Raw genomic sequence first — 21828 nt, forward strand, 5'->3', positions numbered from 1 at the left:
AAAGTCACCTGTGCACGCGACGCCATGTCGGCTCGATCCGTGAGATCGTGGGGCACATGGCACGGCCCGATCTGAACCTGCTGGTCACGCTGGACGTCCTGCTGGAGGAGGGCAGCGTGACGCGGGCGGGGGAACGTCTCGCGCTCAGCCCTTCGGCGATGAGCCGCGCGCTCGCGCGGCTGCGGCGGGCGACCGGCGACCCGCTGCTCGTCCGGGCCGGCCGCGGGCTGGTGCCCACGCCCCGCGCCCTGGAGCTGCGTGACCGGGTGCGGAGCCTGGTCCGTGAGGCCGAGGAGGTGCTGCGGCCCGCCGGGAAGCTGGACCTGGCGACGCTGGAGAGGACGTTCGCGCTGCGCGGCAGCGACGGGTTCGTGGAGAGGTTCGGGCCGGAGCTGGTGGCCGGGGTGGGCGACGAGGCGCCCGGCGTGCGGCTGCGGTTCGTACGGAAGACCGACAAGAGCACGGGTCCCCTGCGGGACGGCGCCGTCGATCTGGAGACCGGTGTCGTCGAGCTCGCCCTGCCTCCGGACGTGTTGGGCCGGCCGCTGTTCACCGACCGGTTCGTCGGGGTGGTGCGGAACGAGCACCCGCTGAGCGGCGGGAAGGTGACGACGGCGCGGTACGCCTCCGCGCGCCACGTGCACGTCTCGCGGCGCGGCCTGACCGAGGGGCTGGTGGACGAGGCGCTGCACCCGACGGGCCGGCGGCGGGAGGTGGTGACGGTCGTGGACGGCTTCGGCGCCGCCGTGGCGCTGGCGCGGGCCTCGGACCTGGTCGCCACGGTCCCGGAGCGTCACACCACGGACCTCCGGCGCGGCATGCACTCCTTCGAGCTGCCCTTCCCGGCTCCCGAGGTGACGGTGTCGCTCCTGTGGCACGTACGGCTCGACGCGGACCCCGCTCACCGGTGGCTGCGCGACCGCGTGCTCGACGTGTGCCGGCAGGTTCTCGGCCTGCCGTGAGGCGCCCGGTTTCCCGCGCGCCCACGGCGTGGTGCCGTGGGCGCGCGGGCCGGTGGGTCCGGTCGAGCCGCCTACGCGTCCTCCTCGCAGGAGGTCTCCTGCTCGGCGTTGCAGAAGTCGGTGCCCGTACCGCCGAAGGCCCGGTCGAGAGCGCCATCGTTACCGATGAGGATGTCGCTGCCGCCCCTGCCGTCGATCACGTCGTTGTCCCCGTCGCCGTTGACGAAGTCCCGGGCCGATCCGCCGAAGAAGGTGTCGACACCGGGGCCGAGGAACACCCGCGACGGCAGCGCGGTGTTGTTGGTCACCGTGTCGGCGCCGCCCTGCGCGTTCACCAGGATGTTGGTGATGCCGGTGCTGGTGCACCGGACGGTCTGGGCATCGACGTTCGTGCAGGTGAAGCTGCCCGCCGTGATGGCGTCGTTAGGGTTGCGCACCACCAGGAATCCGTTCTCCAGGGTGATGGTGATGTTGTCTCCGACGTTGCCGGAGTTGACCGACAGCTTCCCGCTGATCGCCGTCACGTTGGTGAGCGCCTGGGCGGGTGTGGCGGTGACCGCGGTCACCGGGATGGCGAGCAGTGCCCCCGTCGCCAGAGCGCGGAGGCCGATCCTGCGCGAGATGGTGAGTTTCACGATGTCTCCTCGTGTGTCGTAGGCCCCCTGGCCTGAAAGGAAGTACATCGCGACCCGGCTCCGGGGAACACGTCCAAATGCACGCTGCGTAACGGGTTATGTACGTGGACACCGGCCCGCGCGACTGTCCCCGTGCACGTCGGGGGTGACGGGCGATGTTGCGCGCCCATATACCCCCAAGGGTATAGTCGAAGGCATGGAGCTGAACGAGAGCATGGTGGGCGACGCCCTGACCCGGTTGAAGCGGGCGCACGGCCAGCTGGCCGGGGTGATCTCGATGATCGAGGCCGGGGAGGACTGCACGAAGGTGCTCACCCAGCTGGCCGCCGTGTCGAAGGCGCTCGACCGGGCCGGGTTCAAGATCGTGGCCAGCGGGCTCCGCCACTGCCAGGACGCCCAGAACCGCGGGGAGCAGCCCCCCATGAGCGCGGCCGAGCTGGAGAAGCTCTTCCTCGCGCTCGCCTAGCCGTGCGGCCTGCCCGTGCCCGACGGCTACGGCGGGTCGGGGAGGGCGAGGCACAGCGCGTCCAGGGCGGCCGCGACCGCGTGCCCGGGCGGTGTGCCGTAGCCGATGACCAGCCCGTCACGCGGCGGCATCGCGCTGCCGGGGTGCAGGTACGAGCTCAGGCCGTCCAGGCTGAGGCCGAGGCGGCGGGCGGCGCGGAGGGTGGCCTGCTCGGTGCCCGCCGGAAGCCGGAGGACCGCGTGCAGGCCCGCGGCGATGCCGCTGACCGTGACGTGCGGGGCGCGTTCGGCGAGCACGGCGGTGAGCAGGTCACGGCGGCGCCGGTAGATGGCGCGCATCCGGCGTAGCTGGCGGTCGTAGGCGCCGCCGGCGATGAAGTCGGCGAGCGTCAGCTGGTCCGTCACGCCCGACCACAGTTCGCGTTCGCCCTTGGCGGCGACGACGTCGTCCACCAGCCGGCCGGGCAGTGCCATCCAGCCGAGGCGCAGCGCGGGCGACAGGCTCTTGCTCGTCGATCCGAAGTAGACGACGCGGTCGGGGTCGAGACCCTGGACGGCGCCGACCGGTTCGCGGTCGTACCTGAACTCCCCGTCGTAGTCGTCCTCCAGCAGCAGGCCGCCTGTGGCGCGTGCCCAGTCGATCACCGCCGCCCGGCGCTGTGGGTGCAGCGCGCCGCCGGTGGGGTACTGGTGCGCGGGCGTCAGCAGGACGGCTCGCGCACCGGTGGCCGGGAGCTCCTCGATCCGCGCGCCGTGGGCGTCCACGGTGAGCGGCACGGTCGCCAGGCCCGCCCCGGTGAGGATGGAGCGGTGGAAGCCGAGTCCGTACGACTCGACCGCGACGGGGCCGCGCAGCACGTGGCAGAGCAGTCGAAGGCCGTCCGCGAAGCCCGAGCAGATCACGATGCGGTCCGCGTCCGTACGCACGCCTCTGGTGCGCGCCAGGTACTCCGCCAGCGCCCGGCGCAGCTCCGGCCGGCCGCGCGGGTCACCGACCCCGAACGCGTCGTTGGGCGCGGCGGCCAGCGCGCGCCGGGCCGAGGCGATCCACGACGAGCGCGGGAAGGCGGCGGCGTCCGGGGAGCTGGGCATCAGGTCGTAGGCGATCCGGCGGCGGGCCGGGCGCCGCGGGGCGTGCCTGAGGTCGGGCTCCAGGAGCGCGGCGCGGTGCGCGACGCGGGTGCCGGAACCCTGGCGGGCGGTGAGCCAGCCCTCCTCGACGAGTTCGGAGTACGCGGCGGCGACGGTGTTGCGGGCGATGCCGAGGTCCACGGCGAGGGCGCGGTAGGGCGGAAGCCGGGTACCGGGCGTCAGGCGTCCGGAGTGGATCGCCTCGCGCAGGGCCCGCATCAGCCGTGCCCGCGCGCCGCCGTCGCCGGTGAGCTCCAGGTGCAGGTCGCTGCCGCTGTCCGTGCCGGGGCCCGGCGCCTCGCCCGGCACCTCGCCCGGCACCTCGGCCGGCACCTCGGCCGGTGCAGGCTCGGATGCGGCGTGCGGAGAATTGGCCCACGAACCATCCATGGAAATGCACCATACTCTGGGTCATTCGCCACCTTAGGTTCATGGGCATGACGAACATCGCCATTGCCCCGCGCATGAACTTCCCGGCTGTCGCTCCCAAGGTCTTCAAGGCCGTGCTGGCCCTGGACGCCGCGGCCCGCGAGGGACTGGACCCGGTCCTGCTCGAACTGGTGCAGATCCGCGCCTCCCAGATCAACCGGTGCGCGTACTGCATCGACTATCACACCGGCGATGCCCGCCGGGCGGGTGAGACGGAGACACGGATCTACCAGCTGAGCGCGTGGCACGAGTCCAGCCTCTTCACCGCCAGGGAGCGCGCGGCCCTCGCCCTGACGGAGGCGATGACCCTGCTGCCCCAGGGCGTCCCGGAGACGGTGTACGACGAGGCGGCACGGCACTTCGACGACCGGGAGCTCGCCCAGCTCATCGCGCTGATCTTCACGGTCAACACGTGGAACCGCATGAACGTGACCACGCGCAAGACCCCCGGAACCGAGTGACACGACACCCGCCTGCGCCCTCCCCGGCTGCGGCCGGTGGCTCTGCCCCCGCGTCCGCCGCCCCTCTGGCATGACCTCTCGGAAAGGCCCACACCGTGACATCCGCCGACGTCCCACCGCCGGACACGCCACCGGACACGCCACCGGACGTGATCCGGTCACCGGTCCGGGGCTGGCTCGCGGTCCTCGCCGTGACCCTCGGAATCTTCGCCCTGATGACCTCCGAACTGCTGCCGGTCGGGCTGCTGACCCCGATCGGCGCCGACCTGGACGTCTCCGCCGGCACCACCGCCCTCATGGTGACCGTGCCCGGCCTGGTCGCCGCCGCCACGGCGCCCCTGGTCACCGTGGCCACCGGCAGGATCGACCGCCGGCTCGTGCTGGCGCTGCTGATCGGGATGGTGGGCGCGGCCAACCTCGCCTCCGCCTTCGCCACGAGCTTCGCCGTCGTCCTCGCCGCCCGCTTCCTCATCGGCATCAGCGTCGGCGGCTTCTGGTCGCTGGCGGGCGGGATCGCCCTGCGGCTGGTCCCGCAGCACCATGTCGCCCGCGCCACCGCCGTCGTCTTCGGCGGCGTCGAGACCGCCTCCGTGCTGGGGGTGCCCGCGGGCACCCTGGTCGGCGACCTCACCGGCTGGCGTCCCGCGTTCGCGGCCGTGGGCGTGCTGGGCCTGATCTCGCTGGCCTGCATGATCGTCGTGATGCCGAAGCTGGCGCCGGAGCGGGTGATGACGTTCGGGGACCTGCCACGGGTCTTCCGGACGCACGCCGCCGTACGCGCCGGCATCGCCATGACCTTCCTGGTCGTCACCGGGCACTTCACCGCCTACACCTTCGTCCGGCCCGTCCTCCGGGACGACGGCGTGGCCGACGGCATGATCAGCGTGCTGCTGCTGGCCTTCGGCGTCGCCGGCATCTGCGGCAACTTCATCGCCGGCGCGCTGATCGCCAGACGTCTCCGCGAGACCGTGTGCGGCATCTCCGTGCTCCTCGCCGCGGCCATGGCCGCCCTCGCCGTCACCGATCACGGTGGCCTGTCGGCGGCCGTGATCCTCGTCATCTGGGGCCTGGGCTACGGCGCCGTCCCGGTCACCCTCCAGAACTGGATCCTGAACGCCGCGCCGGCGGCCGCCGAGGCCGCGTCCTCCCTGTACGTGTCGATGTTCAACCTGTCCATCGCCCTGGGGGCCCTCGTCGGCGGCCTGGCGGTCGACGCCGTCTCCACGACGAGCGTGCTGTGGATCGGCGGCGTACTCGCCGTCCTCGTGCTCCCGCTCGTCGGCGGCGCCCGCCGGACGGCGCGGCCGGCCCCGGCGACCGCGTCCGCTCCCCCGTGACCGGGGCGGCGGCTCGCCGGGTCAGCTCGCTTCGCTCCCCGCCCTGGCCGCCTCGACGCTCTTGCGCAACGCGGTCGCGATCGGCTCGACGGGCTCCGCCAACTGCTGGATCCGGTCCCGGCGCAGGCGCGCCTCCCGCCAAGAGGGAGCCACCGTATCGAGCCGGGCCGCCGTGGCCAGCGCCGCCAGGACGCGGACGTCCTCGTCCAGGCGCCCGACGGGCCGGCCGCCGCGGATGGCCCGGCCGACGCTTTCGGCCAGCCTGCGTGTCAGGTACGGCTTGCGGGGCGTGATCCGCTCGACCGGGAACAGCAGGATGCGACGCCGCTCCACGCTGATCAGCCGGGCGGCCGCCAGCTCGTCGCGGACCACCCGGACCGCCTTGCCGTGGTCCTTGCGCACCCACCGCCCCCACGAGCGGGGCGGTGAGTTCGCGATCTGCTCCCACACCACGGCCCGCAGGGATCCCGGCTCGGCGGCCGGGGCGGCGACAGGTCGCGCCTTGCCCGACTCGTCGGCCAGGTTGCCCGCCAGCAGCAGCTCGGCGAGGGCGGCCGCGCGCAGCAGGTAGCCCAGCTCGTCCCGCCGGGTCAGTTTCTGCCTGCGCAGGTCGAAGGCCAGAAGGAAGGCCGATCGGGTCAGTGACTCACCCTGCTTCACCCGTGTCTCCATCCGCCCGCTCCTCTTCTTCCTGATCCGCGCCGCCCTCTGTGCCGCCCTCTGTGCCGCCCTCTGTGCCGCCCTCTGTGCCGTCCTCTGTGCCGTCCTCTGCGCCGTCCTCCGGCGCCTTCCGCGGCCGTCCGCGTGGGCGCATCCGGCCCACCCCGTCGGGCAGGCGTCCGGCCTCGGAAAGGGCCCTGCGCAGCAGGAACTCGATCTGGGAGTTCGTGCTGCGCAGCTCGTCGGCCGCCCACCTGGCCAGCGCGTCGTGGACCACCGGGTCGAGGCGCAGCAGGATCTTCTTCCGCTCCACGGTGACTACTGGTAGAGCGTGCCCGTGTTGACCACGGGCTGGGTGTCGCGGTCCCCCACCAGGACCACGAGCAGGTTGCTCACCATGGCCGCCTTGCGCTCCTCGTCCAGCTCTACCACGTCGTGCTCGGCGAGCCTGGCCAGGGCCATCTCCACCATGCCGACCGCCCCCTCGACGATCCGCTGCCGGGCCGCCACCACCGCGCCCGCCTGCTGGCGGCGCAGCATGGCGTGGGCGATCTCGGGCGCGTACGCCAGGTGGATGATGCGGGACTCGATGACCTTCACCCCGGCGGACGACACCCGGGCCGCGATCTCCGTGGACAGCCGCTCGTTGATCTCGTCGGCGTTGTCGCGCAGGGACAGCCGGGGCTCGCCGTGCGCGTCGTACGGATAGCTGCCCGCGATGTGCCGCACGGCCGTCTCCGCCTGGATGGCCACGAACTCCACGAAGTCGTCCACCTCGAAGACCGCCTGCGCGGTGTCACGCACCTGCCAGACCACCACGGTCGCGATCTGGATCGGGTTGCCGTCGGCGTCGTTGACCTTCGTCACGTCCGTCTCGTGGTTGCGGATCCGCGTGGACACCCGCCGGCGCACCGTGATCGGGTTGACCCACTGGAAGCCGGGGGTGCGCAGGGTGCCGACGTACCGGCCGAGCAGCTGCACCACCCTGGCCTCGCCCGGCGCCACGGCCGTCAGGCCGAAGTACAGGAAGAACCCGAGCAGGATCGACAGGCCGCCGGCCAGGACCATCCACATGCCGCCCTGCCCGGCCTCCGAGGCGAGCATGAGGATTCCCATGGCGAGCAGCGCGATCCCGGCCAGCTCCAGCGCCGTCGCCACGCCGAGCATCACGAACCCGTTGGCCGCCCGCACCGGTCGCTCGCTGGTGCGGGGTGCGGGCATGTCCACGGCGGCTGCCTCGAGCGCGGCTTCGCCGGTTGCGTTCGGCATCGTCCGTCCCTTCTACGCGACTTCATCTTGATAGCAAAGTGATATCACTTTTTCAGGGACTGCGAAAGGCCCTCGTGTCCGTGGTCCGGCTTCTCCCGGTGGCCTTCCGCTGCGGGTGACGGGTTCGCACGGCCCCTCCCGTGCCGCCCGGAGACGAGGCCAGCTCGCGGTAGCGGCCGGCGTGGAAGACCAGCGGTTCGCCTCCTGACCGCTGGTAGTGCTCCACCTCGCCGACGAAGATGTGGTGGTCGCCGCCCTCGTGGGTGGCGACCGTACGGCAGGCGAACGTGGCCACGGCCCCGGCGAGCAGGGGCAGCCCGCTGGCGGTGACGAGCACGTCCAGCCCGGCGAACTTGTCCGGAGCCGGCGTCGCGAACCGCCGCGACAGCTCGTCCTGGCCGGCGGCCAGGACGTTGACCGCGAACCGTCCCGCCCGCAGGAAGACCGGCGCGCTGGGCGCGCGGTCCGACAGGCACCACAGCACCAGCGGCGGATCGAGTGAGACCGAGCTGAAGGAGTTCACCGTCACTCCCGCCCGCTCCCCGCCCGGGGCCACGGTGGTGACCACCGCGACCCCGGTGGCGAACTGCCCGAACGCCTCGCGTAGCGATCTCATGCCGCGACCCGGTCGAGATAGGCCTGGGCCTTGTCCGCGTCCATGAACCACTCGGCGTAGTCGGCGGGGTCGTCGAAGCCGTTGACGAAGCGGGAGGCGATCTCCGGCACCTGACCGGCGGCGCCCAGGAGCGCCAGGTGGTGCGGCTCGGCCGGGGCGAGCAGGGCGTTGGTCCAGTGGGTGACGTGCCGGGCCGCCGCCCAGAAGCGGTCGAACGTCTGGCGCATCCAGGCCGCGTCGAACGGCTGCTCGCCGCGCTCCAGGATGGCCTGGAGGTAGGTGGCGGCGCATCGGGCGGCGTTGTTGCTGCCCTGCCCGGTGATCGGGTCGTTCAGCACCACCACGTCGGCGACCCCGAGCACGGGCGTCCCTGACGGCAGGACGGCGACCGGGTGGCGCACCGTGGGGCTGAAGCGCCCGGTCAGCACCGCGTTGGCGTCGGTGAGCTCGATCCCGGAACAGCGCTCCGCCTCCCAGGGGAAGAAGCTCTCCAGGATCCGGCGGCCGCGCGCCAGGTGCTCGGCGGGGCCGCGCACGTCGCCCCAGCAGTCCATCGGCCCGCCCGGCACGCCCTCGAACACCATGATCTCGCACGGGCCGATGTGCGTGAGGGCGGGGAAGACGAAGTACTCGCCGACCCCGGGCAGCAGGTTGAAGCAGACCGCGGAGTGCCCCGGCCGGGGGGTGAGGCCGTGGACGTAGGTGACCGCCAGCGCCCGCTGCGGGGTGCTGTACGCCGAGCGTGCCGCGTCCCGCTCGAACAGCGAGGCGATCTCGCCCTTGCCTGCGGCGACCAGGATCAGGTCGTACCGGGTCGCGTAGGTCTCCAGGTCCTCCGCGGTGACGTCGTGGATGACGAGCTTGCCGCCGAGCCGTTCGAACTCGTCGAGCCAGGCCGGCATCTTCACCCGCTGGTCCACCGAGAGAGCGGGGGCCCTCAGCCGGGCCGCCCAGTCGAGAGCCTTGCCACCCGCCGGGCCCGCGACGGACAGCGCGATGCCCTCGATGGGCGGGCAGACGTCCGCCCACCGGTCCAGGCCGAGCGCGCGCTCGTGCGCGCGGGCGGTGCCGAACATGCACTGGCCCGACATCACCCGCCCGTCACGGATCGCCTCCGGGGTGCGGTTCGAGACCACGGTGACGTCGTAGCCGTTCTGCAACAGGCCGATGGCCAGGTGCAGGCCGGCCTGACCGGCGCCGACGACGAGGATGCTGCGCATGGTGGGTGTCCTTTCGTGTTGAAGTTTCAACCGAAAGTACGGCCGGTGCGGCCGGGTGATCCATCCACTCAGCGCGGATCCCGTCCATCTGGCGCGGGATGTGCTTCACCCCCGTCGCAGCGTCTCCGACGGGTGCCGGTCGTACCTGCGGCGATACAGCGCGGCGAACCGGCCCTGGTGCAGGAAACCCCAGCGTGCGGCCACGCTGGTGACGGTGCAGCGGGCCGGGTCACCGGCGGCGAGCTCCTCGTGCGCCCTCGCCAGCCGCACCTCCCGGAGCTGCGCCATCGGCGTGCGGCCCACGTGGGCACGGAACCCTTCCTGCAGCGAGCGGCCGCTGACCGCCACGGCCCGTGCGACGTCCTCGGTGGTGATGGGGAGGTGGGCGTGCTGGTCGATGAACTCCAGCGCGCGGCGCACCACCTTGGGCAGCACGGGCGTCCGGGGCGCCACCAGCCGTTCCCGGTAGTTGGAGGGCTGCATGGTGAGCAGGGAGGTGAGCAGCCCGTTCTCCAGGTGGGCGATGGCCAGCGGCTGCGTGACCAGCCCGTCGTCGTACTCGGCCTCGCCGACGATCAGGTCCGTCATGCCCCGCCAGGCGCGCGCCCAGCCCGCCGTCAGGTCCACGCCCAGGTCGAAGACGACCGGCCGGTCGAGCGGCTCGCCGAGCATCTGCTCCAGCGAACGCTCGACCGCCGCGCGCTCGAACTTGACGAGCAGTTGGGGGTTCCCCGCCGCCCACCGCATGTCGAGATGCCGGGTCGGCGAGGGAAGGGCCGCCGTCGTCGGGGTCGAGACGACCTCCTGGTCCCCGCAGCGGATCAGGCTGCGCCCGGCGAGCGGGATCATCACCAGGAAGAAGGTGTCCAGGTCGCCCGGCTCGATGTGGACGTCGGCGCCGTAGTCGAGGTAGCTGATCCGGACCGAGCCGAGCTGGACGGAGTTGAACCGGGCCGACAGCAGGGAGGCCGCGCCGGTCAGGTCCAGCCGATGCGGGCAGAAGACCCGGGCCACCTCGTCACGGACCTCGTCGAGGTCACTGCTGGCGAAGACGGGCCTGTTGCCGAGCAGCACTTCCATCCGATCCCCCACTCCGACGGCCTGCCATCGGATCATCGCGGGGAGCCTCGCGGCGTTCCACGTAAAAGGACGGGTTCGTGCGGGCCGGCAGGAAGTGATGCGGATTCGTCGCGACCGGCGCTCTTGACGGCTCGGACCGGATGAATGAGGGGCGGAGAGAGTTTCTGGAAGGGTCGGCGCCGTTTTCCCCGGCGGGCACGCGAGCGCCCGGCGCCCCGGCCCGGCAGACCGTGGAGCACCGGGCGTTTCGGGTGCCCCGGCTCAGGGACGGTGCCTGTGCTTCTGGCTCTGCCGTCTCCCGGCACTGCGGCGGCGGCCGGGCCCGAAGAGATAGCCCGCCTGGCTGCGGACGGGCAGCAACATGCGAATCGTCATGTCGCGACCTCCGTTCGGCTGGTTGCTCGGTCAACGCACCACGCTACTGCGGCGCAACCGCTTCGACCCCCAAAAGTCAGCCAATGGGATTCGCTGCGCTTTTGAGGAGGATTTACGCGCTGCGGCCGCCGTCCGGATATCGGCGCCGGCGCGCGCCGATTAAGGGGACGGCGAAGTTGGCGTGGCGTTGGGACGCCGCCCGCCGAAGGGATGGACGGCCGGATTATCGAAGAGTTAATTTGCTTGCGGGATCGCCGTCAGTGCGGGCCGGCTGGATTGTTCCTCACTCCATGGAGATCCACGCGAAAGCGGCGAGGAGGATGCGGGATGAGACTGATCCAGCTGTCCGAGATCGACTCCTCCATGATCGACCTGGTGGGCGGCAAGGCCGCCGGGCTCGGCGCGATGGTCAGAGCGGGTGAGCGCGTTCCGGACGGCTTCTGCCTGACCGTGGAGTCCTACCGGTCCCGGCGCCTCCCGGAGCGGGAGCTGATCGACGCCTACGAACGGCTCGGCGGCGGGCGCGTGGCCGTCCGGTCCAGCGCAACCGCCGAGGATCTCCCGGCCGCCAGCTTCGCCGGGCAGCAGGACACCTACCTCGACGTCGAAGGCGCAGGCCCGCTCGTCGAGGCGGTCCGCAGCTGCTGGGACTCCCTCTACACCGAGCGCGCCGTGGCCTACCGCGCCGCGGCGGGCATCGACGACGCCGCCATGGCCGTGGTGGTCCAGCGCATGATCGACCCCGCGGTCGCCGGCGTGCTGTTCACCGCCCACCCGATCACCGGCTGCCGCGCCGAGATGGTCGTCGACGCCGCCCCCGGGCTCGGGACCTCCGTCGTGGACGGCACCGTCGTCCCCGACCACTACGTCATCAGGCACGACGCGCCGGCCGCGCCGGACGGCGCCGGGTGCCTCGGCAGGGACCAGCTCGAAGGACTGCGGCAGGCCGGGCGGCGGCTGCAGGAGCTCTTCGGCTCGCCGCAGGACGTCGAATGGGCCATCGACGCGGACGGCACACTGTGGCTGCTCCAGTCCCGGCCGATCACCACCCTGTTCCCGGCCCCGCCGGACACCGGCGACACCCGGCTCTACCTCGAGTTCGGCCATCTCCAAGGGATGCTCAGGCCGACCACGCCGATGGGGGTGTCGTTACTCAAGCTCGGTGCCGGCATGTGGTTCGAGGCCGTCGGCGCCAGGGTCGATCCGCGCGACCCGCTGCCTCGGCTGGTCCCCATCGGCGGACGTCTCTACTACGACCTGACCGATTTCGTCCGCAACGCGGCCATGCGCAGGCGACTGCGCACGTCTTTGCAGGTGTACGGGCCGCGCGTGCAGGGCGCCGTCGAACGCGTGCTGGACGATCCGCGGTTCGCCCCGCGCCGCGGCCTGCCGTTCCGTCCCCGCAGCGTCGTGAAGGTCACGGCACGGCTGGCACCGGCCGCGGTCGCCGGCCTCGCCCGGAGCCTGGCGAGGCCGGCCACGGCGCGGGCCAGGGCCTACCGCGCCGTGGCGGAGATCAGGCGCCGTACGGCGCCGCCGAGCACGTCGGCCACTCCGGCGGAGCGGCTCCGCTGGGTGATCGAGGACTCCCACAGGGCGGTCATGAGCCCGGACATGATGGGCCTCGTGTGGCCGCTGACGGCGGGGATTCTCGCCGGTGCCGCGCCGTCCTGGCTGCTCGACGGCGTCGCCTCCGAGGAGGAGCTGGACGTCGTCCTGGGCGGGATGCCGCACAACGTGACCACGGAGATGGACCTCGCGCTCTGGCGGATCGCGGTGAACGCGCGCGCCCACCGCGACCTGTTCCTCGGCAGTCCACCGGAGGAGCTCGCCACGCGTCACCTCCAGGGCGAACTCCCCGACATCGGGATGTCCGGCTTCCTCGACAGGTACGGCATGCGCGCCGCCGCCGAGATCGATGTCGGCATGCCCCGCTGGGCCGAGGACCCGGCTCCCCTCTTCGCCACGATCGCCAACTACCTTCGTGTGGACGACCCCGAGCAGGCACCCGACCGGCGGTTCGGCCGAGCCGCCGAGCGGGCGGAGCGGATGGTCGAGACGTTGTCGCGGCGAGCGCGGCGCGCGCGACCGGTGCGCGGCCGGCTCGCGACGTTCTTCATGCGGCGCTCACGCGAGCTCACCGGGCTCCGGGAGATCGGGAAGTTCGCCTGGCTGCCGGCGATCCAGGCGGCGCGCCGTCAGCTCCTGCTGATCGGGGACGATCTGGTCTCCGGCGGCCTGCTGGAGCGCGCCGACGACATCATGTTCCTCGATCTCTTCGAGGCCCGGGCCGCCGTCCACGACCGGGCCGACCATCGTGGCCTGGTCGCGGCGCGCCGCGGCGAGTACGAGCGGGAGCTGCGGCGGCCCACCGTCCCGGGCGCCCTGCTGTCCGACGGGACCGACGTGGAGGCGCTCGCCCCGCGCGGGCCCGTGGAGGCCGGGGTGCTGACCGGGATGGCGGGGGCCGCCGGCCGGGCGACCGGCCGGGCACGGGTGATCCGCGACCCGGCCGGCGCGTACATCGAACCGGGCGAGATCCTCGTGGCCCCGACGACGGATCCAGGCTGGACCCCGCTGTTCCTGACGACGGCGGGACTGGTGACCGAGACCGGGTCGCCGGTGGCGCACGGCCCCACCGTCGCCAGGGAGTACGGCATCCCCGCCGTGATCTGCGTGCGCGACGCCACCCGCGAGATCGAGACGGGACAGCTGATCACGATCGACGGGGCCGCGGGCACGGTGCGGATCGAGGAGAACCCTTGACGGATCGTCCTCGTCCGCGCCGTACGCGTCCGCGGGGGTTCGTCCTAGACGTCCAGGCAGTACATCCAGCCGTGGCCGGCGACCCAGCATCGGTACCAGCCGTCGTTGGGCATCGCCTGGGCGGTGGTGCCGAAGAGGGACAGGGACACTGCGGCGACCGCCGCGACCGCGGCGACGCGACGGCCCGCGCGCGCGAAGGCGCCGATCTTCTTGTTGTTCGTCATGGCAAGGATTCCACCGCGTGCCTCTTGGGACCCTCTTGGAACCGGCTGGGAGCCGGTGTCCCGCCGCCGACCCGCACGACCTTCGGCGACGCCGTGGATCCCCGTCCGGGCGGTGGGCGCCTCTCCTCCGCCCGGACGGGGCCGGGATCATCGCGCGCGGCCGTTCCGTTCGCGTTCCCTGACGAGTTCGAGGAACTCGGCGTGCGAGGCGGCGAACTTCAGGGTCTTGGGGCCTACGGCGACGAAGTGGAGCCAGGGGCCGGGGGCCGGGTTCAGGGCGGCGCGGAGGGCGGCCTCGCCGGGGTTGGCGATGGGGCCCGGGGGGAGGCCGCGGCGACGGTAGGTGTTGTACGGGGACCGGGATGCGAGGTCCCGGGTGGAGGCGGCGACGCCGTACCGGCCGAGGCCGTACAGGACCGTGCTGTCCAGTTGGAGGGACATGCCCCGGTCGAGGCGGTTGCGGATGACGCGGGCGACCTTCGGCATGTCGCTTTCGGCGGGCGACTCGGCCTCGACGAGGGAGGCGATGATGACGACGTCCCGGGGGTCGGGGCTCGCCGCGACGCCGGTCTGCTCCGCGGTCCGGGTGAAACGGGCGACCATCGAGGCGAGGATGTCGGCGGGCGTGGCGGTGGTGGGGATGTCGTACGTGCCGGGGTAGGCGAAGCCTTCCATTCCGCCCTCGGCGTACGGGGGCAGGCCGAGGGCCGTGCCGTCCTTCGCGGCCTCGGTGAAGGCGCCGACCGGCTTGCCGGTGGCGGTGGCGAGCCTCCGCAGGGTGTCGGAGAGCCGCATGGCCGGACGGACGGTCACCCTGACCGTCGCCGGGGCGGGCTGCACGGCCGTGTGCGAGGTGCGGGGATCCGGGTCCGACAGGGTCCGGACGGCGAGCGTGGACCCCAGGGCCAGGACGGTGACGGCGGCCGCGGCGGCCAGTGCCAGGCCGGACCGGGCGGGCCGGCGGGCGGGCCGCTCCCGGCCGGGCCGGAGGAACCGGTCCGGGTGCGGGGGGCGCTCCTCGCCGGCCATGTCGGCGAGGGTCTCGCGCAGCACGTTCTCGATGTTCATCCGAACTCCCTCACGGCGCTCAACTCGGGGGCGGCCTTCCTCAGGCGGTCCAGAGAGCGGTAGATCTGGCTGCGCACCGAGCCCACCCGGACTCCCAGCAGCCGTGCGATCTCGGTCTCCGACAGGTCCTCGAAATAGCGGAGCACGAGCATGGTCCGCTGGCGGGGCGTCAGCCGGGCGAGCGCCGCGCGCATCACGAGGCGCAGGTCCGCGGCGTCGGCATGCCCCTCGCCTGCCCGGTCGGGCGGCAGGCCGGTGGACACCTCGGCGGCTCGGGACCGGCGTCGCCACCAGCTCACCTGCTCGTGGTACATGGCGCGGCGGACGTACCCCTCGATGGCCGCCGGGTCGCGCAGGTCGCGCCACCTCGCGGCGGTCTTCGTCAGCGCCGACTGCACCAGGTCCTCGGCCGCGTGCCGGTCACCGGTCAGCAGGTAGGCCGTGCGGAACAGAGCGGCCGACCTGTCGGTGACGAACTGCCGGAAGCCCGCCTCGAAACCTGGATCCACCCGTCCTCCTCACGATGTCACCATCACCCACCAAGGACGCGGGTGGCCCGGCGATCTATGCCGGGGTGCGGGAAAAGGGCTCTGGCGGGCGGCACCTTCGGCTGGGATGCTCGACATGGGGATCCCGGACGGTGAGGGAGTGGTCCTGGTGCTCTATCTCTTCGGGTTCGAACACATCTGTGTGGCCGTGAGCGACCTGTACTTCGTCGATCCACAGCCGGCGGACGGGCAGGAGGGCGCCGAGCGAGGGGTCCGCCTGGAGGTGCGCAGGCTGGAGCCCGGCGAGCTGAAAGGGTCCGTCTACTCGGCGCGGCCCATCAGCGTCGATCGGCCCCTGTGGCGGGTCGACCTGCTGGAGTCGGTCTCGGGCCCGGCCGGGAGCTTCGACCGCACCCACCACCATCCCGGCATCAGGGGGTGGGAGCCGGGCGGCCGGGTGTTCGACGAGGGGCTGACGGCGGAGCCGCTGAAGTGGCTGGGCGAACGGCTCGGCGACCTCGACGCCCACCTCGCGGAGGTGGGCCCGGCCGACGCGGCGAGCCTGCGCGCGTGCGTCCCCGAGATCCTCGACGCGGTCGGGCGGCTGCTCGCCAGGGTGCGGGCGGGCGAGGCGGCGGCGGTGTCCGGCGGCGACCCGGCCGCCGGCGTCCGCGCCGGTTGGCTGTAGGCGTGCCGCCCGCGAGGGGACGGCCGGGCGTCTCCGGGTAGGTAGGCAGGGTAGGCACGGGGCGGCGGTCGCCGCCCTGGGAAGGGGCCCGGTGTGCGGGTGCAGACGTACGACACCGAATCCGTCCGGCCCGACCTGCCGGTTCCGCTGTCGCCGCTCGACGGGGTGCCGGAGGTCGTCAGGCGGCGCCTGCTCGGGCTGCGCGGGCCGGGGTTCGACCACGCCTATCGGGCCAGCCTGGCGTGGGCGGCGCTCACCGCCGGCCTGGCGCTGCTCGGGCTGCTGGCTCCGCCGCCGTGGCGGGCTCCCCTGCTCGGCTGCGCGGCGCTGCTGGGACTGTACGTGCTGGTGCGGGCGGTCGCGCTGCCCGCGTTCGAGCGGGGGCAGCGTGACTTCGAGCGGCGCTGGCTGGCCGCGCAGAGCGAGGTGCTGCGCCGGCACGCGTTCGAGGTCGTCCGGTTCCGGCTGGTGGAGGCGGGCGGCGAGGCCGGCGCCCGCCGCACCTACGACCTGACCAGGCCCGCGGACGGGCGCGCCGTGCTGCGGCGGCAGGAGCGCGAGCGGTGGTCGCGGGCCGGGGTGGAGTTCGTCTACCGGGGAGCCGGCGGCGAGGGGCTGGGCGAGGTCGTCAGGGATCTGTCGGAGGTGGTCTTCCTGCCGGGGCGGGCCGGCCGGGGCGGGCCGTGGATCAGGTTCCCGGAGGCCCGCTACCTGTGCCGGCCGGGCGAACGGCCCGCGGAGCGGAGCTACTGGACGTTGTCGGGCCCCGTCGAGGTGGGCGTGAGCGAGCCGTCGTCCGGCGGCGACGCCGGTTCGGCGGCGGCCTTCGGCAGCGGCTCGGCCAGGTAGTCGCACAGCAGCCGGTGGCGGAACTCGTAGTAGCCGCTGACCTGCCGGAGCACGCCGCGCCTGCGCGCGTCCTCCAGGAAGCGCATGAGCCGCAGCGGAGCCGAGCCACGTGCCGCCAGCCACAGCCGGGTGGTGTTGAACCGGCCCCAGGAGCTGGAGCCCAGCGCCATCAGCCCGAGGCCGGCGGCGCTGAGCCCGCAGCCGGCGACGGCGCCCAGCAGCGCGAGGGCGGCGGGCGGCAGCTCCATGATCGGCAGCGCCGCCAGCTCCGGGCGGCGCCCCTCCTTCAACGCCGCCCCGAGGTAGGCGCCGCTGAGCGCCCCGGGCACCCCGCCGGCCACCCAGGCGGACAGCACGGCCAGCCGGTCGTTGGCCAGCAGGGAGCCGGGGGTCACGGCCGCCAGCGGGTCGACCGGCTCGCTGACGTAGCGGGCCATGGCGAAGGTGAGCCCGCTCAGCGCGCCGCCGACCACGACGTAGAACGGTGACGCGTACAGGAACCAGACGATCACCGCGCAGGCGGCGGCGCCCATCGCGCCGAAGCCGATCAGCTTGAACAGCGCGTGCGCGGGGGCTCCGGGGAGCAGGCGGAAGCGCGGCCGCGCCCGGCGCGGCGCGTCCTGCGGGGCGAGCTTGACGACGAACGCCCCCACCCCGCCGGCGGCGAAACCGATCCAGAAGCCCAGCCACGGCCGTCCGAAGACGCTGAAGTGGGCGGCTGCCAGGCCGGAGCAGACCACGACGGCGAGGACGACGGCCTGGACCAGGAACACCCAGTCCGGCACGGCGCGGTGCAGCCGCCACCAGGCGATCCTGCCCGCCTCGTCCACCTGGCCGGCCAGGAACTCCAGGTAGCGCCTGGCCTTGTCGGGCGGGGTGGGCGGCGGCTTCTCGTCGGGCCGCGGGGTGAACGCCTTGCCGACGATGCTGCCCAGCAGGTGCCGCCGGATCCGGTCGGCGGCGTCCGGTCCGGTCGCGGCGAGCAGCTCAGCGGGGACCGGTTCGCCGCCGCGGGCCACCGCGAGGGAGAGCATGAGCGGCGTGCGCAGCGCCTCGGCCAGCGGGCCGGCCGGGCTCTCGCGCAGCCGGGCGGCCATCGGCGCCAGCCGGTCGCGGTCGTCGCCCGGGTCGTGGCCGAGGAGGTAGTCGCGGCTCTCCTCGGCGAGCAGCGGCCGCAGCCGCACGACGAGGGCGCGCCGCAGCACGTGGCCGGCGTTGGCCGCGGCGAACGTCTCCGTCCGGCAGCTCAGCACGAAGGACCGGCCCTCGGTCTCGGCGTCGATGCGCCGCAGCGCCGCGGCCGGGTCGGCCATCTCGTCCAGGCCGTCCAGGACGGGGAGCACGTGGTGCAGGGCCAGTTCGGCGGCGACCTTCCTGCCGTGCTTCGCCGAGCCGACGAAGGGGTAGGCGGTGAGCAGCTCGCCGGTCATCCACTCGTACAGCGGCACGCCCGGGTCCCACGAGGAGAGCTGGAACAGCACCGGCACGAGGGGGCCGGTGCCGCCGAGTTCGAGGGTGAGCAGGACGCACGCCGACGTCTTGCCGGCGCCCGCCTCGCCGGTCACCGCCAGCCGGGTCATCGCTCCGGTGCGCGCGTGGCGGGCGAAGCCGCCGGTGAGCCGGGCGAGGGTGCCGTCGGTCGGCAGGGCGGCCGCCAGCCGGGTCGTCCGGTCGGAGCCGGGCGCCGCCTCCCAGCGCAGCTCGGCCCGGCTGCCCTCGTACAGGCCGCGGTGGCGCTCCTCGTCCTTCCAGCCCTTGGTCACCCTCTCGGCCAGCGCGGGGACGCACGCGCGCACCGTCTCCTCCAGGGACTCCTCGCGCCTGTCACCGCCGCGCAGCAGCGGCACCACCACCGCGATGATCGCCACGAACACGGGGATCACGCCCGTCCACATCTCCTGCGGCTTGAGCGTGCCGTCGCGCGTGCCGATCCAGGCGACGGCCACGGTGGCGGCCAGGGTGAGCGCCAGCAGGAGGTAGGTGAGGGCGACGGCCCATCTGCGGAGATTCACGACCGTTCCCCTTCCGGCAGCACGGACATGGTCGGCACGGCGGGCGGCAGGGCCTCCTGTCCCCGCGTGAACACGGTCAGCACGGTGGAACGGGCGGCGAGCCGCCGGGCCAGCCGGCCGAGCAGGGGCAGGCGCCTGCCGACGACGGTCTTCAGCAGCAGGAAGAAGATCATGCCGGAGTACTGCCTGGCCGGTGCCCGGCCGTACGTCGCCACCAGGGCGGGACGCAGCGCCCGCATCCGCCGCGCCACGTCCGGCAGGGTGACGATCCCCAGGGCGGGGAGCGTGCTGACGCCGGCGCGGCGGTCGAGTTCGACGTCCATGCAGTCGTCGAGTGACTGGAACGTCTCCCCGAGGGCCATGACCAGCTCGCGTTCGCCGGGGTCCATGAGGGGGTGCACCAGGGAGCACAGCGTCAGGTTGGCCAGGGCGCCCTTGCCTCGGGTGATCTTCTCCAGCAGGTCGGGCGACAGGCCGGGCTCGCGCTGGCGGCGCGACAGGCACTGGTAGCCGTGGAGCTCGTGGAGCGCGGTGAAGGGCGTCGCGGCGGGCAGGGGGTGCAGCCGGTGGGCGATCTGGTGGCACAGTTCGGCGAGCAGCCGTTCGGCGTCACCGCGCGGGACGAACGGCCCGAGCCGGAACAGTTCGCCCAGCCGGTCGTCGAGCAGCGGGTCGGCGTCGCCGTCGATGAGGTCGTCGTAGAGCCGGGTGACGGCGCCCGCCAGGGCGGCCACCTCCACGGGCCGGCCGCGCCGGGCCAGGTGGGCGTAGCTGAGCACCGCGTAGCCGATCTTGAGGCTCATCGCGCGGAGGGCGTCGAGCGCGCGGGCTCGCTCGGCCGGATCGCGCAGCGTCGTGCGCACCATCGGCGTCACGACGTCGTCGAAGGCGACGGCCAGCTCGGCGAGCGCGCGGCGGGCGAAGACGGCGGTCGCGGGTAATCCCGCGGCCAGTCGCACACAACGCGCCAAAGCCATGAAATCGGCGATCCCCTGCCCCATCCCCACCCCCGCCAGCCCGGTATCCGAGCCTGTCATACGCGGGTCAGGCGGTAAAGCACGCCTTTTTCGGCACCCTCCAAAAAGCCGTCAATTCGGTTATTTCACCACTAACTAACATGTGGCAGTACACTCGCCGCTATGTCGGTCACCCCCCAGGTCGCCGCGGCGCCCGTCCTGGCCGCGAGACGCCACCGGTTCTCGGCCTTCCTGCTCGACTCCCTGCTCTTCGCGCTGCTGTTCGCGCCCGTCCACCTGCTGTCGAGCGGGGAGGAGAGAACGGACGGACCGACATTCGAAGCTATTGTCCAGCCTTATGCCGGAAATCCCGACTGGTGGATCGAGGTGGCGTCCACCGCGCTTTTCGCCGCCTACTTCTGCGTCCAGCACGCCCTTTGGGGGCAGACGCTCGGCAAGCGACTGTGCCGGCTCAAGGTGGTGTCTCGGGCGACCGGACTCCCGCCGGGGCTCGGCCGGTCCGCGATACGCGCTCTGGTCCACCCCGCGCTGTTCGGACTGCCGTATGTCGGGCCGCCGCTCTTCTTCGTCAACGCGCTCGCGATAATGGTGCATCCGAAACGCAGGTGCCTGCACGACATGATCACGGGCACCATGGTGATCGACCTCGATGGCCCCGCCCGCCGGGCCGGCGGCGGACTCCTGTTCGGGCTGGGTCTCCTCGTCTCGCTGCTCGCCGCTCTCGCGCTCGTCGACGCGCTGCTGCTGACGTGATCACGCTGCCGGCGAGGTGATCACGGCCGCGGGCCCTTGTAGACGAGCTTTCCGGGGGCCGTACCGAGCAGTTCGCTGACCGTGACGAAGTGGTAGCCGCGGGCGGACAGCTTCTTCAGCACGCGCGGGATCGCCTTCACCGTCGTGGGGTGGATGTCGTGGAAGAGGATGATGCCGCCCGGCCGCGCGTTCTTGACCGCCACCCGGGCGACCCGCGCGCTGCTGCGGTACCGCCAGTCCAGGGTGTCCACGCTCCACATGATCATGGGCTGCTTGGCGTGCTTGCGCACGTAGGCGTTCTGGGCGCCGTACGGCGGGCGCATGATGGTCGGGGCGACGCCGGTGGCCGCCTTGACGGCCTTGGCGGTACGGGCCAGGTCGGCGCGGATCGAGGCGGCCCGCAGCGTGGTCAGGTCGCGGTGCGACCAGGAGTGGCCGCCGATCTCGTGGCCCGCCGCCGCGGCCCGGCGCACCAGGTCGGGGTGGGCGACGACGTTCTGGCCGACGACGAAGAACGTCGCGCGGGCCTTGCGGGCGGCGAGATGGCGCAGCAGGGTCGCCGTGTACGGGCCGGGGCCGTCGTCGAAGGTGAGGGCCACGCACTTGACCCGCCGGCAGTCGGGCCCGGTGGGGACGGGCGTGGCGGCCGGGGTGGGCGTGCCCCACGCGTCGCGGATCGCGTCGGTGATGGCGTCGGTCAGGCTCCTGGGCGTGGTCCCCGGCGTCGCCGTGACCGTCGGCGCGATCGTCGGCGGGGCCGTCGGCGCGGTCGTCGGCGGGGTGGTGGGTCCGGCGGTGGGGGTGACCGGCGCGGTCGCGGTGGGTGTGGTGGTGCGCGGAGGCGCGACCGTAGCCGGCGGGACGGTCGGCGGGGCGACGGCCGGCGACGTCCGGGCCTGCGTCGCGGTCGCCGCCGCCACGGGTGCCGGCGCGCCCGCGACGGCATCCCGCGCGTGAGCGGTCCTGGGGGTGCCCGCGGCGGCGTCCCGCGCATGAGCGGTCCTGGGGGTGCCCGCCGCGGCGGGGCGCGGGCGGGCCGCCAGCGCGCCGCCACCCTGGACGCCCTCCTCCACCGCCGCTAACCGGCCCGCTCCGGCAGGAGACGGCGACACCGTACGGCCGGCGACCGCCCGGCCCGCGCGGTCCGGCACGTCCACGCGGCCGGACGCGCTCCCGGCGTCCGCCGCGTGACCGGCGGCCAGCAGTCCCGCTGTGGCGAGCACCGCCGCGGCCAACCGTGCCGTGCCCCGCCGCACCCGCCGGCCCGCCCTCGCCTCGTCGCTCATGCGCTTCCTTCCCTGCACCGTGCCGGTGCGCTCCCCCACCAGGTCGGAACCCCGGGATCACGGTGGTCCGGGGCTTC

General features: G+C 73.3%; 22 protein-coding genes. 8 read left to right on the forward strand and 14 right to left on the reverse strand.

What is annotated here, in order from left to right:
- Positions 1–56: 56 nt before the first annotated feature.
- A complete protein-coding gene (locus tag CXR44_RS35055) occupies positions 57–962 on the forward strand; it encodes a LysR family transcriptional regulator (protein ID WP_101790447.1) in 906 nt (301 codons plus the stop codon).
- A 71-nt stretch (positions 963–1033) separates the two neighbouring features.
- Here CXR44_RS35055 and CXR44_RS35060 read toward each other — a convergent pair whose 3' ends face one another.
- The gene (locus CXR44_RS35060; RefSeq protein WP_101790448.1) at positions 1034–1597 is read right to left on the reverse strand and encodes a calcium-binding protein; all 564 of its coding nucleotides are present in this window, start codon (positions 1595–1597) and stop codon (positions 1034–1036) included.
- A gap of 196 nt (positions 1598–1793) precedes the next feature.
- Between CXR44_RS35060 and CXR44_RS35065 the strand changes: the two genes are divergently transcribed.
- Positions 1794–2063, forward strand: coding sequence for a metal-sensitive transcriptional regulator (locus CXR44_RS35065; protein WP_101790449.1), 270 nt, complete (start codon positions 1794–1796; stop codon positions 2061–2063).
- A 26-nt stretch (positions 2064–2089) separates the two neighbouring features.
- Here CXR44_RS35065 and pdxR read toward each other — a convergent pair whose 3' ends face one another.
- The gene (pdxR, locus tag CXR44_RS35070) at positions 2090–3583 is read right to left on the reverse strand and encodes a MocR-like pyridoxine biosynthesis transcription factor PdxR (protein ID WP_101790450.1); all 1494 of its coding nucleotides are present in this window, start codon (positions 3581–3583) and stop codon (positions 2090–2092) included.
- A gap of 47 nt (positions 3584–3630) precedes the next feature.
- Here pdxR and CXR44_RS35075 point away from each other — a divergent pair, with 47 nt between their 5' ends.
- Together CXR44_RS35075 and CXR44_RS35080 are read left to right on the forward strand one after the other, a co-directional pair.
- The gene (locus CXR44_RS35075; RefSeq protein ID WP_219602202.1) at positions 3631–4083 is read left to right on the forward strand and encodes a carboxymuconolactone decarboxylase family protein; all 453 of its coding nucleotides are present in this window, start codon (positions 3631–3633) and stop codon (positions 4081–4083) included.
- A gap of 149 nt (positions 4084–4232) precedes the next feature.
- Complete coding sequence (locus tag CXR44_RS35080) at positions 4233–5420, forward strand: MFS transporter (RefSeq protein WP_245899813.1); 1188 nt, start codon at positions 4233–4235, stop codon at positions 5418–5420.
- Between the two features lie 21 nt (positions 5421–5441).
- Here the strand turns inward: CXR44_RS35080 and CXR44_RS35085 are convergent, their stop codons facing one another.
- The 6 genes from CXR44_RS35085 to CXR44_RS35105 all read right to left on the reverse strand — a co-directional run bounded on the left by CXR44_RS35085 (position 5442) and on the right by CXR44_RS35105 (position 10301).
- On the reverse strand, positions 5442–6092 hold the full coding sequence (locus CXR44_RS35085) for a GPP34 family phosphoprotein (RefSeq protein ID WP_101790452.1): 651 nt from the start codon (positions 6090–6092) through the stop codon (positions 5442–5444).
- A complete protein-coding gene (locus CXR44_RS35090) occupies positions 6067–6393 on the reverse strand; it encodes a type II toxin-antitoxin system antitoxin (protein WP_101790453.1) in 327 nt (108 codons plus the stop codon). Before CXR44_RS35090 ends, CXR44_RS35085 begins: the two co-directional genes overlap by 26 nt.
- A 5-nt stretch (positions 6394–6398) precedes the next feature.
- Positions 6399–7349, reverse strand: coding sequence for an SPFH domain-containing protein (locus CXR44_RS35095; RefSeq protein WP_101790454.1), 951 nt, complete (start codon positions 7347–7349; stop codon positions 6399–6401).
- 52 nt (positions 7350–7401) lie between these two features.
- Entirely contained in the window at positions 7402–7965 is a 564-nt protein-coding gene (locus tag CXR44_RS39855) for a flavin reductase family protein (RefSeq protein WP_180903860.1), read from the reverse strand.
- On the reverse strand, positions 7962–9185 hold the full coding sequence (locus tag CXR44_RS35100; protein WP_180903861.1) for a styrene monooxygenase/indole monooxygenase family protein: 1224 nt from the start codon (positions 9183–9185) through the stop codon (positions 7962–7964). Before CXR44_RS35100 ends, CXR44_RS39855 begins: the two co-directional genes overlap by 4 nt.
- A gap of 105 nt (positions 9186–9290) precedes the next feature.
- A complete protein-coding gene (locus CXR44_RS35105) occupies positions 9291–10301 on the reverse strand; it encodes an AraC family transcriptional regulator (protein ID WP_245899815.1) in 1011 nt (336 codons plus the stop codon).
- 666 nt (positions 10302–10967) lie between these two features.
- Between CXR44_RS35105 and CXR44_RS35110 the strand changes: the two genes are divergently transcribed.
- A complete protein-coding gene (locus CXR44_RS35110) occupies positions 10968–13406 on the forward strand; it encodes a PEP/pyruvate-binding domain-containing protein (protein WP_101790456.1) in 2439 nt (812 codons plus the stop codon).
- Between the two features lie 44 nt (positions 13407–13450).
- On the opposite strand, the gene CXR44_RS35115 is transcribed toward CXR44_RS35110, so the two are convergent.
- The 3 genes from CXR44_RS35115 to CXR44_RS35125 all read right to left on the reverse strand — a co-directional run bounded on the left by CXR44_RS35115 (position 13451) and on the right by CXR44_RS35125 (position 15207).
- Positions 13451–13630 carry a hypothetical protein gene (locus CXR44_RS35115; RefSeq protein ID WP_101790457.1) on the reverse strand — a complete coding sequence of 60 codons (180 nt, stop codon included), beginning with the start codon at positions 13628–13630 and terminating at the stop codon, positions 13451–13453.
- A gap of 147 nt (positions 13631–13777) precedes the next feature.
- Entirely contained in the window at positions 13778–14698 is a 921-nt protein-coding gene (gene mltG, locus CXR44_RS35120; protein WP_101790458.1) for an endolytic transglycosylase MltG, read from the reverse strand.
- Complete coding sequence (locus CXR44_RS35125; RefSeq protein ID WP_101790459.1) at positions 14695–15207, reverse strand: SigE family RNA polymerase sigma factor; 513 nt, start codon at positions 15205–15207, stop codon at positions 14695–14697. The genes mltG and CXR44_RS35125 overlap by 4 nt, the downstream gene beginning before the upstream one ends.
- A gap of 115 nt (positions 15208–15322) precedes the next feature.
- Here CXR44_RS35125 and CXR44_RS35130 point away from each other — a divergent pair, with 115 nt between their 5' ends.
- Both CXR44_RS35130 and CXR44_RS35135 read left to right on the forward strand, forming a co-directional pair.
- Positions 15323–15874, forward strand: a complete 552-nt coding sequence (locus CXR44_RS35130) for a hypothetical protein (RefSeq protein WP_219602204.1) — start codon at positions 15323–15325, stop codon at positions 15872–15874.
- 93 nt (positions 15875–15967) lie between these two features.
- Entirely contained in the window at positions 15968–16723 is a 756-nt protein-coding gene (locus CXR44_RS35135) for a hypothetical protein (protein ID WP_101790460.1), read from the forward strand.
- On the opposite strand, the gene CXR44_RS35140 is transcribed toward CXR44_RS35135, so the two are convergent.
- Both CXR44_RS35140 and CXR44_RS35145 read right to left on the reverse strand, forming a co-directional pair.
- Positions 16621–18735, reverse strand: coding sequence for an NACHT domain-containing protein (locus CXR44_RS35140; protein WP_101790461.1), 2115 nt, complete (start codon positions 18733–18735; stop codon positions 16621–16623). The two genes, CXR44_RS35135 and CXR44_RS35140, sit on opposite strands and share 103 nt — an antisense overlap.
- Positions 18732–19694, reverse strand: coding sequence for a hypothetical protein (locus tag CXR44_RS35145; RefSeq protein WP_101790462.1), 963 nt, complete (start codon positions 19692–19694; stop codon positions 18732–18734). The genes CXR44_RS35140 and CXR44_RS35145 overlap by 4 nt, the downstream gene beginning before the upstream one ends.
- Before the next feature lie 180 nt (positions 19695–19874).
- Between CXR44_RS35145 and CXR44_RS35150 the strand changes: the two genes are divergently transcribed.
- Complete coding sequence (locus tag CXR44_RS35150) at positions 19875–20465, forward strand: RDD family protein (RefSeq protein WP_101790463.1); 591 nt, start codon at positions 19875–19877, stop codon at positions 20463–20465.
- Between the two features lie 20 nt (positions 20466–20485).
- Here the strand turns inward: CXR44_RS35150 and CXR44_RS41415 are convergent, their stop codons facing one another.
- Entirely contained in the window at positions 20486–21751 is a 1266-nt protein-coding gene (locus CXR44_RS41415) for a polysaccharide deacetylase family protein (RefSeq protein ID WP_180903862.1), read from the reverse strand.
- Between the last annotated feature and the right edge of the window lie 77 nt (positions 21752–21828).

Source organism: Nonomuraea indica, from assembly GCF_002850745.1.
GTDB lineage: Bacteria > Actinomycetota > Actinomycetes > Streptosporangiales > Streptosporangiaceae > Nonomuraea > Nonomuraea indica.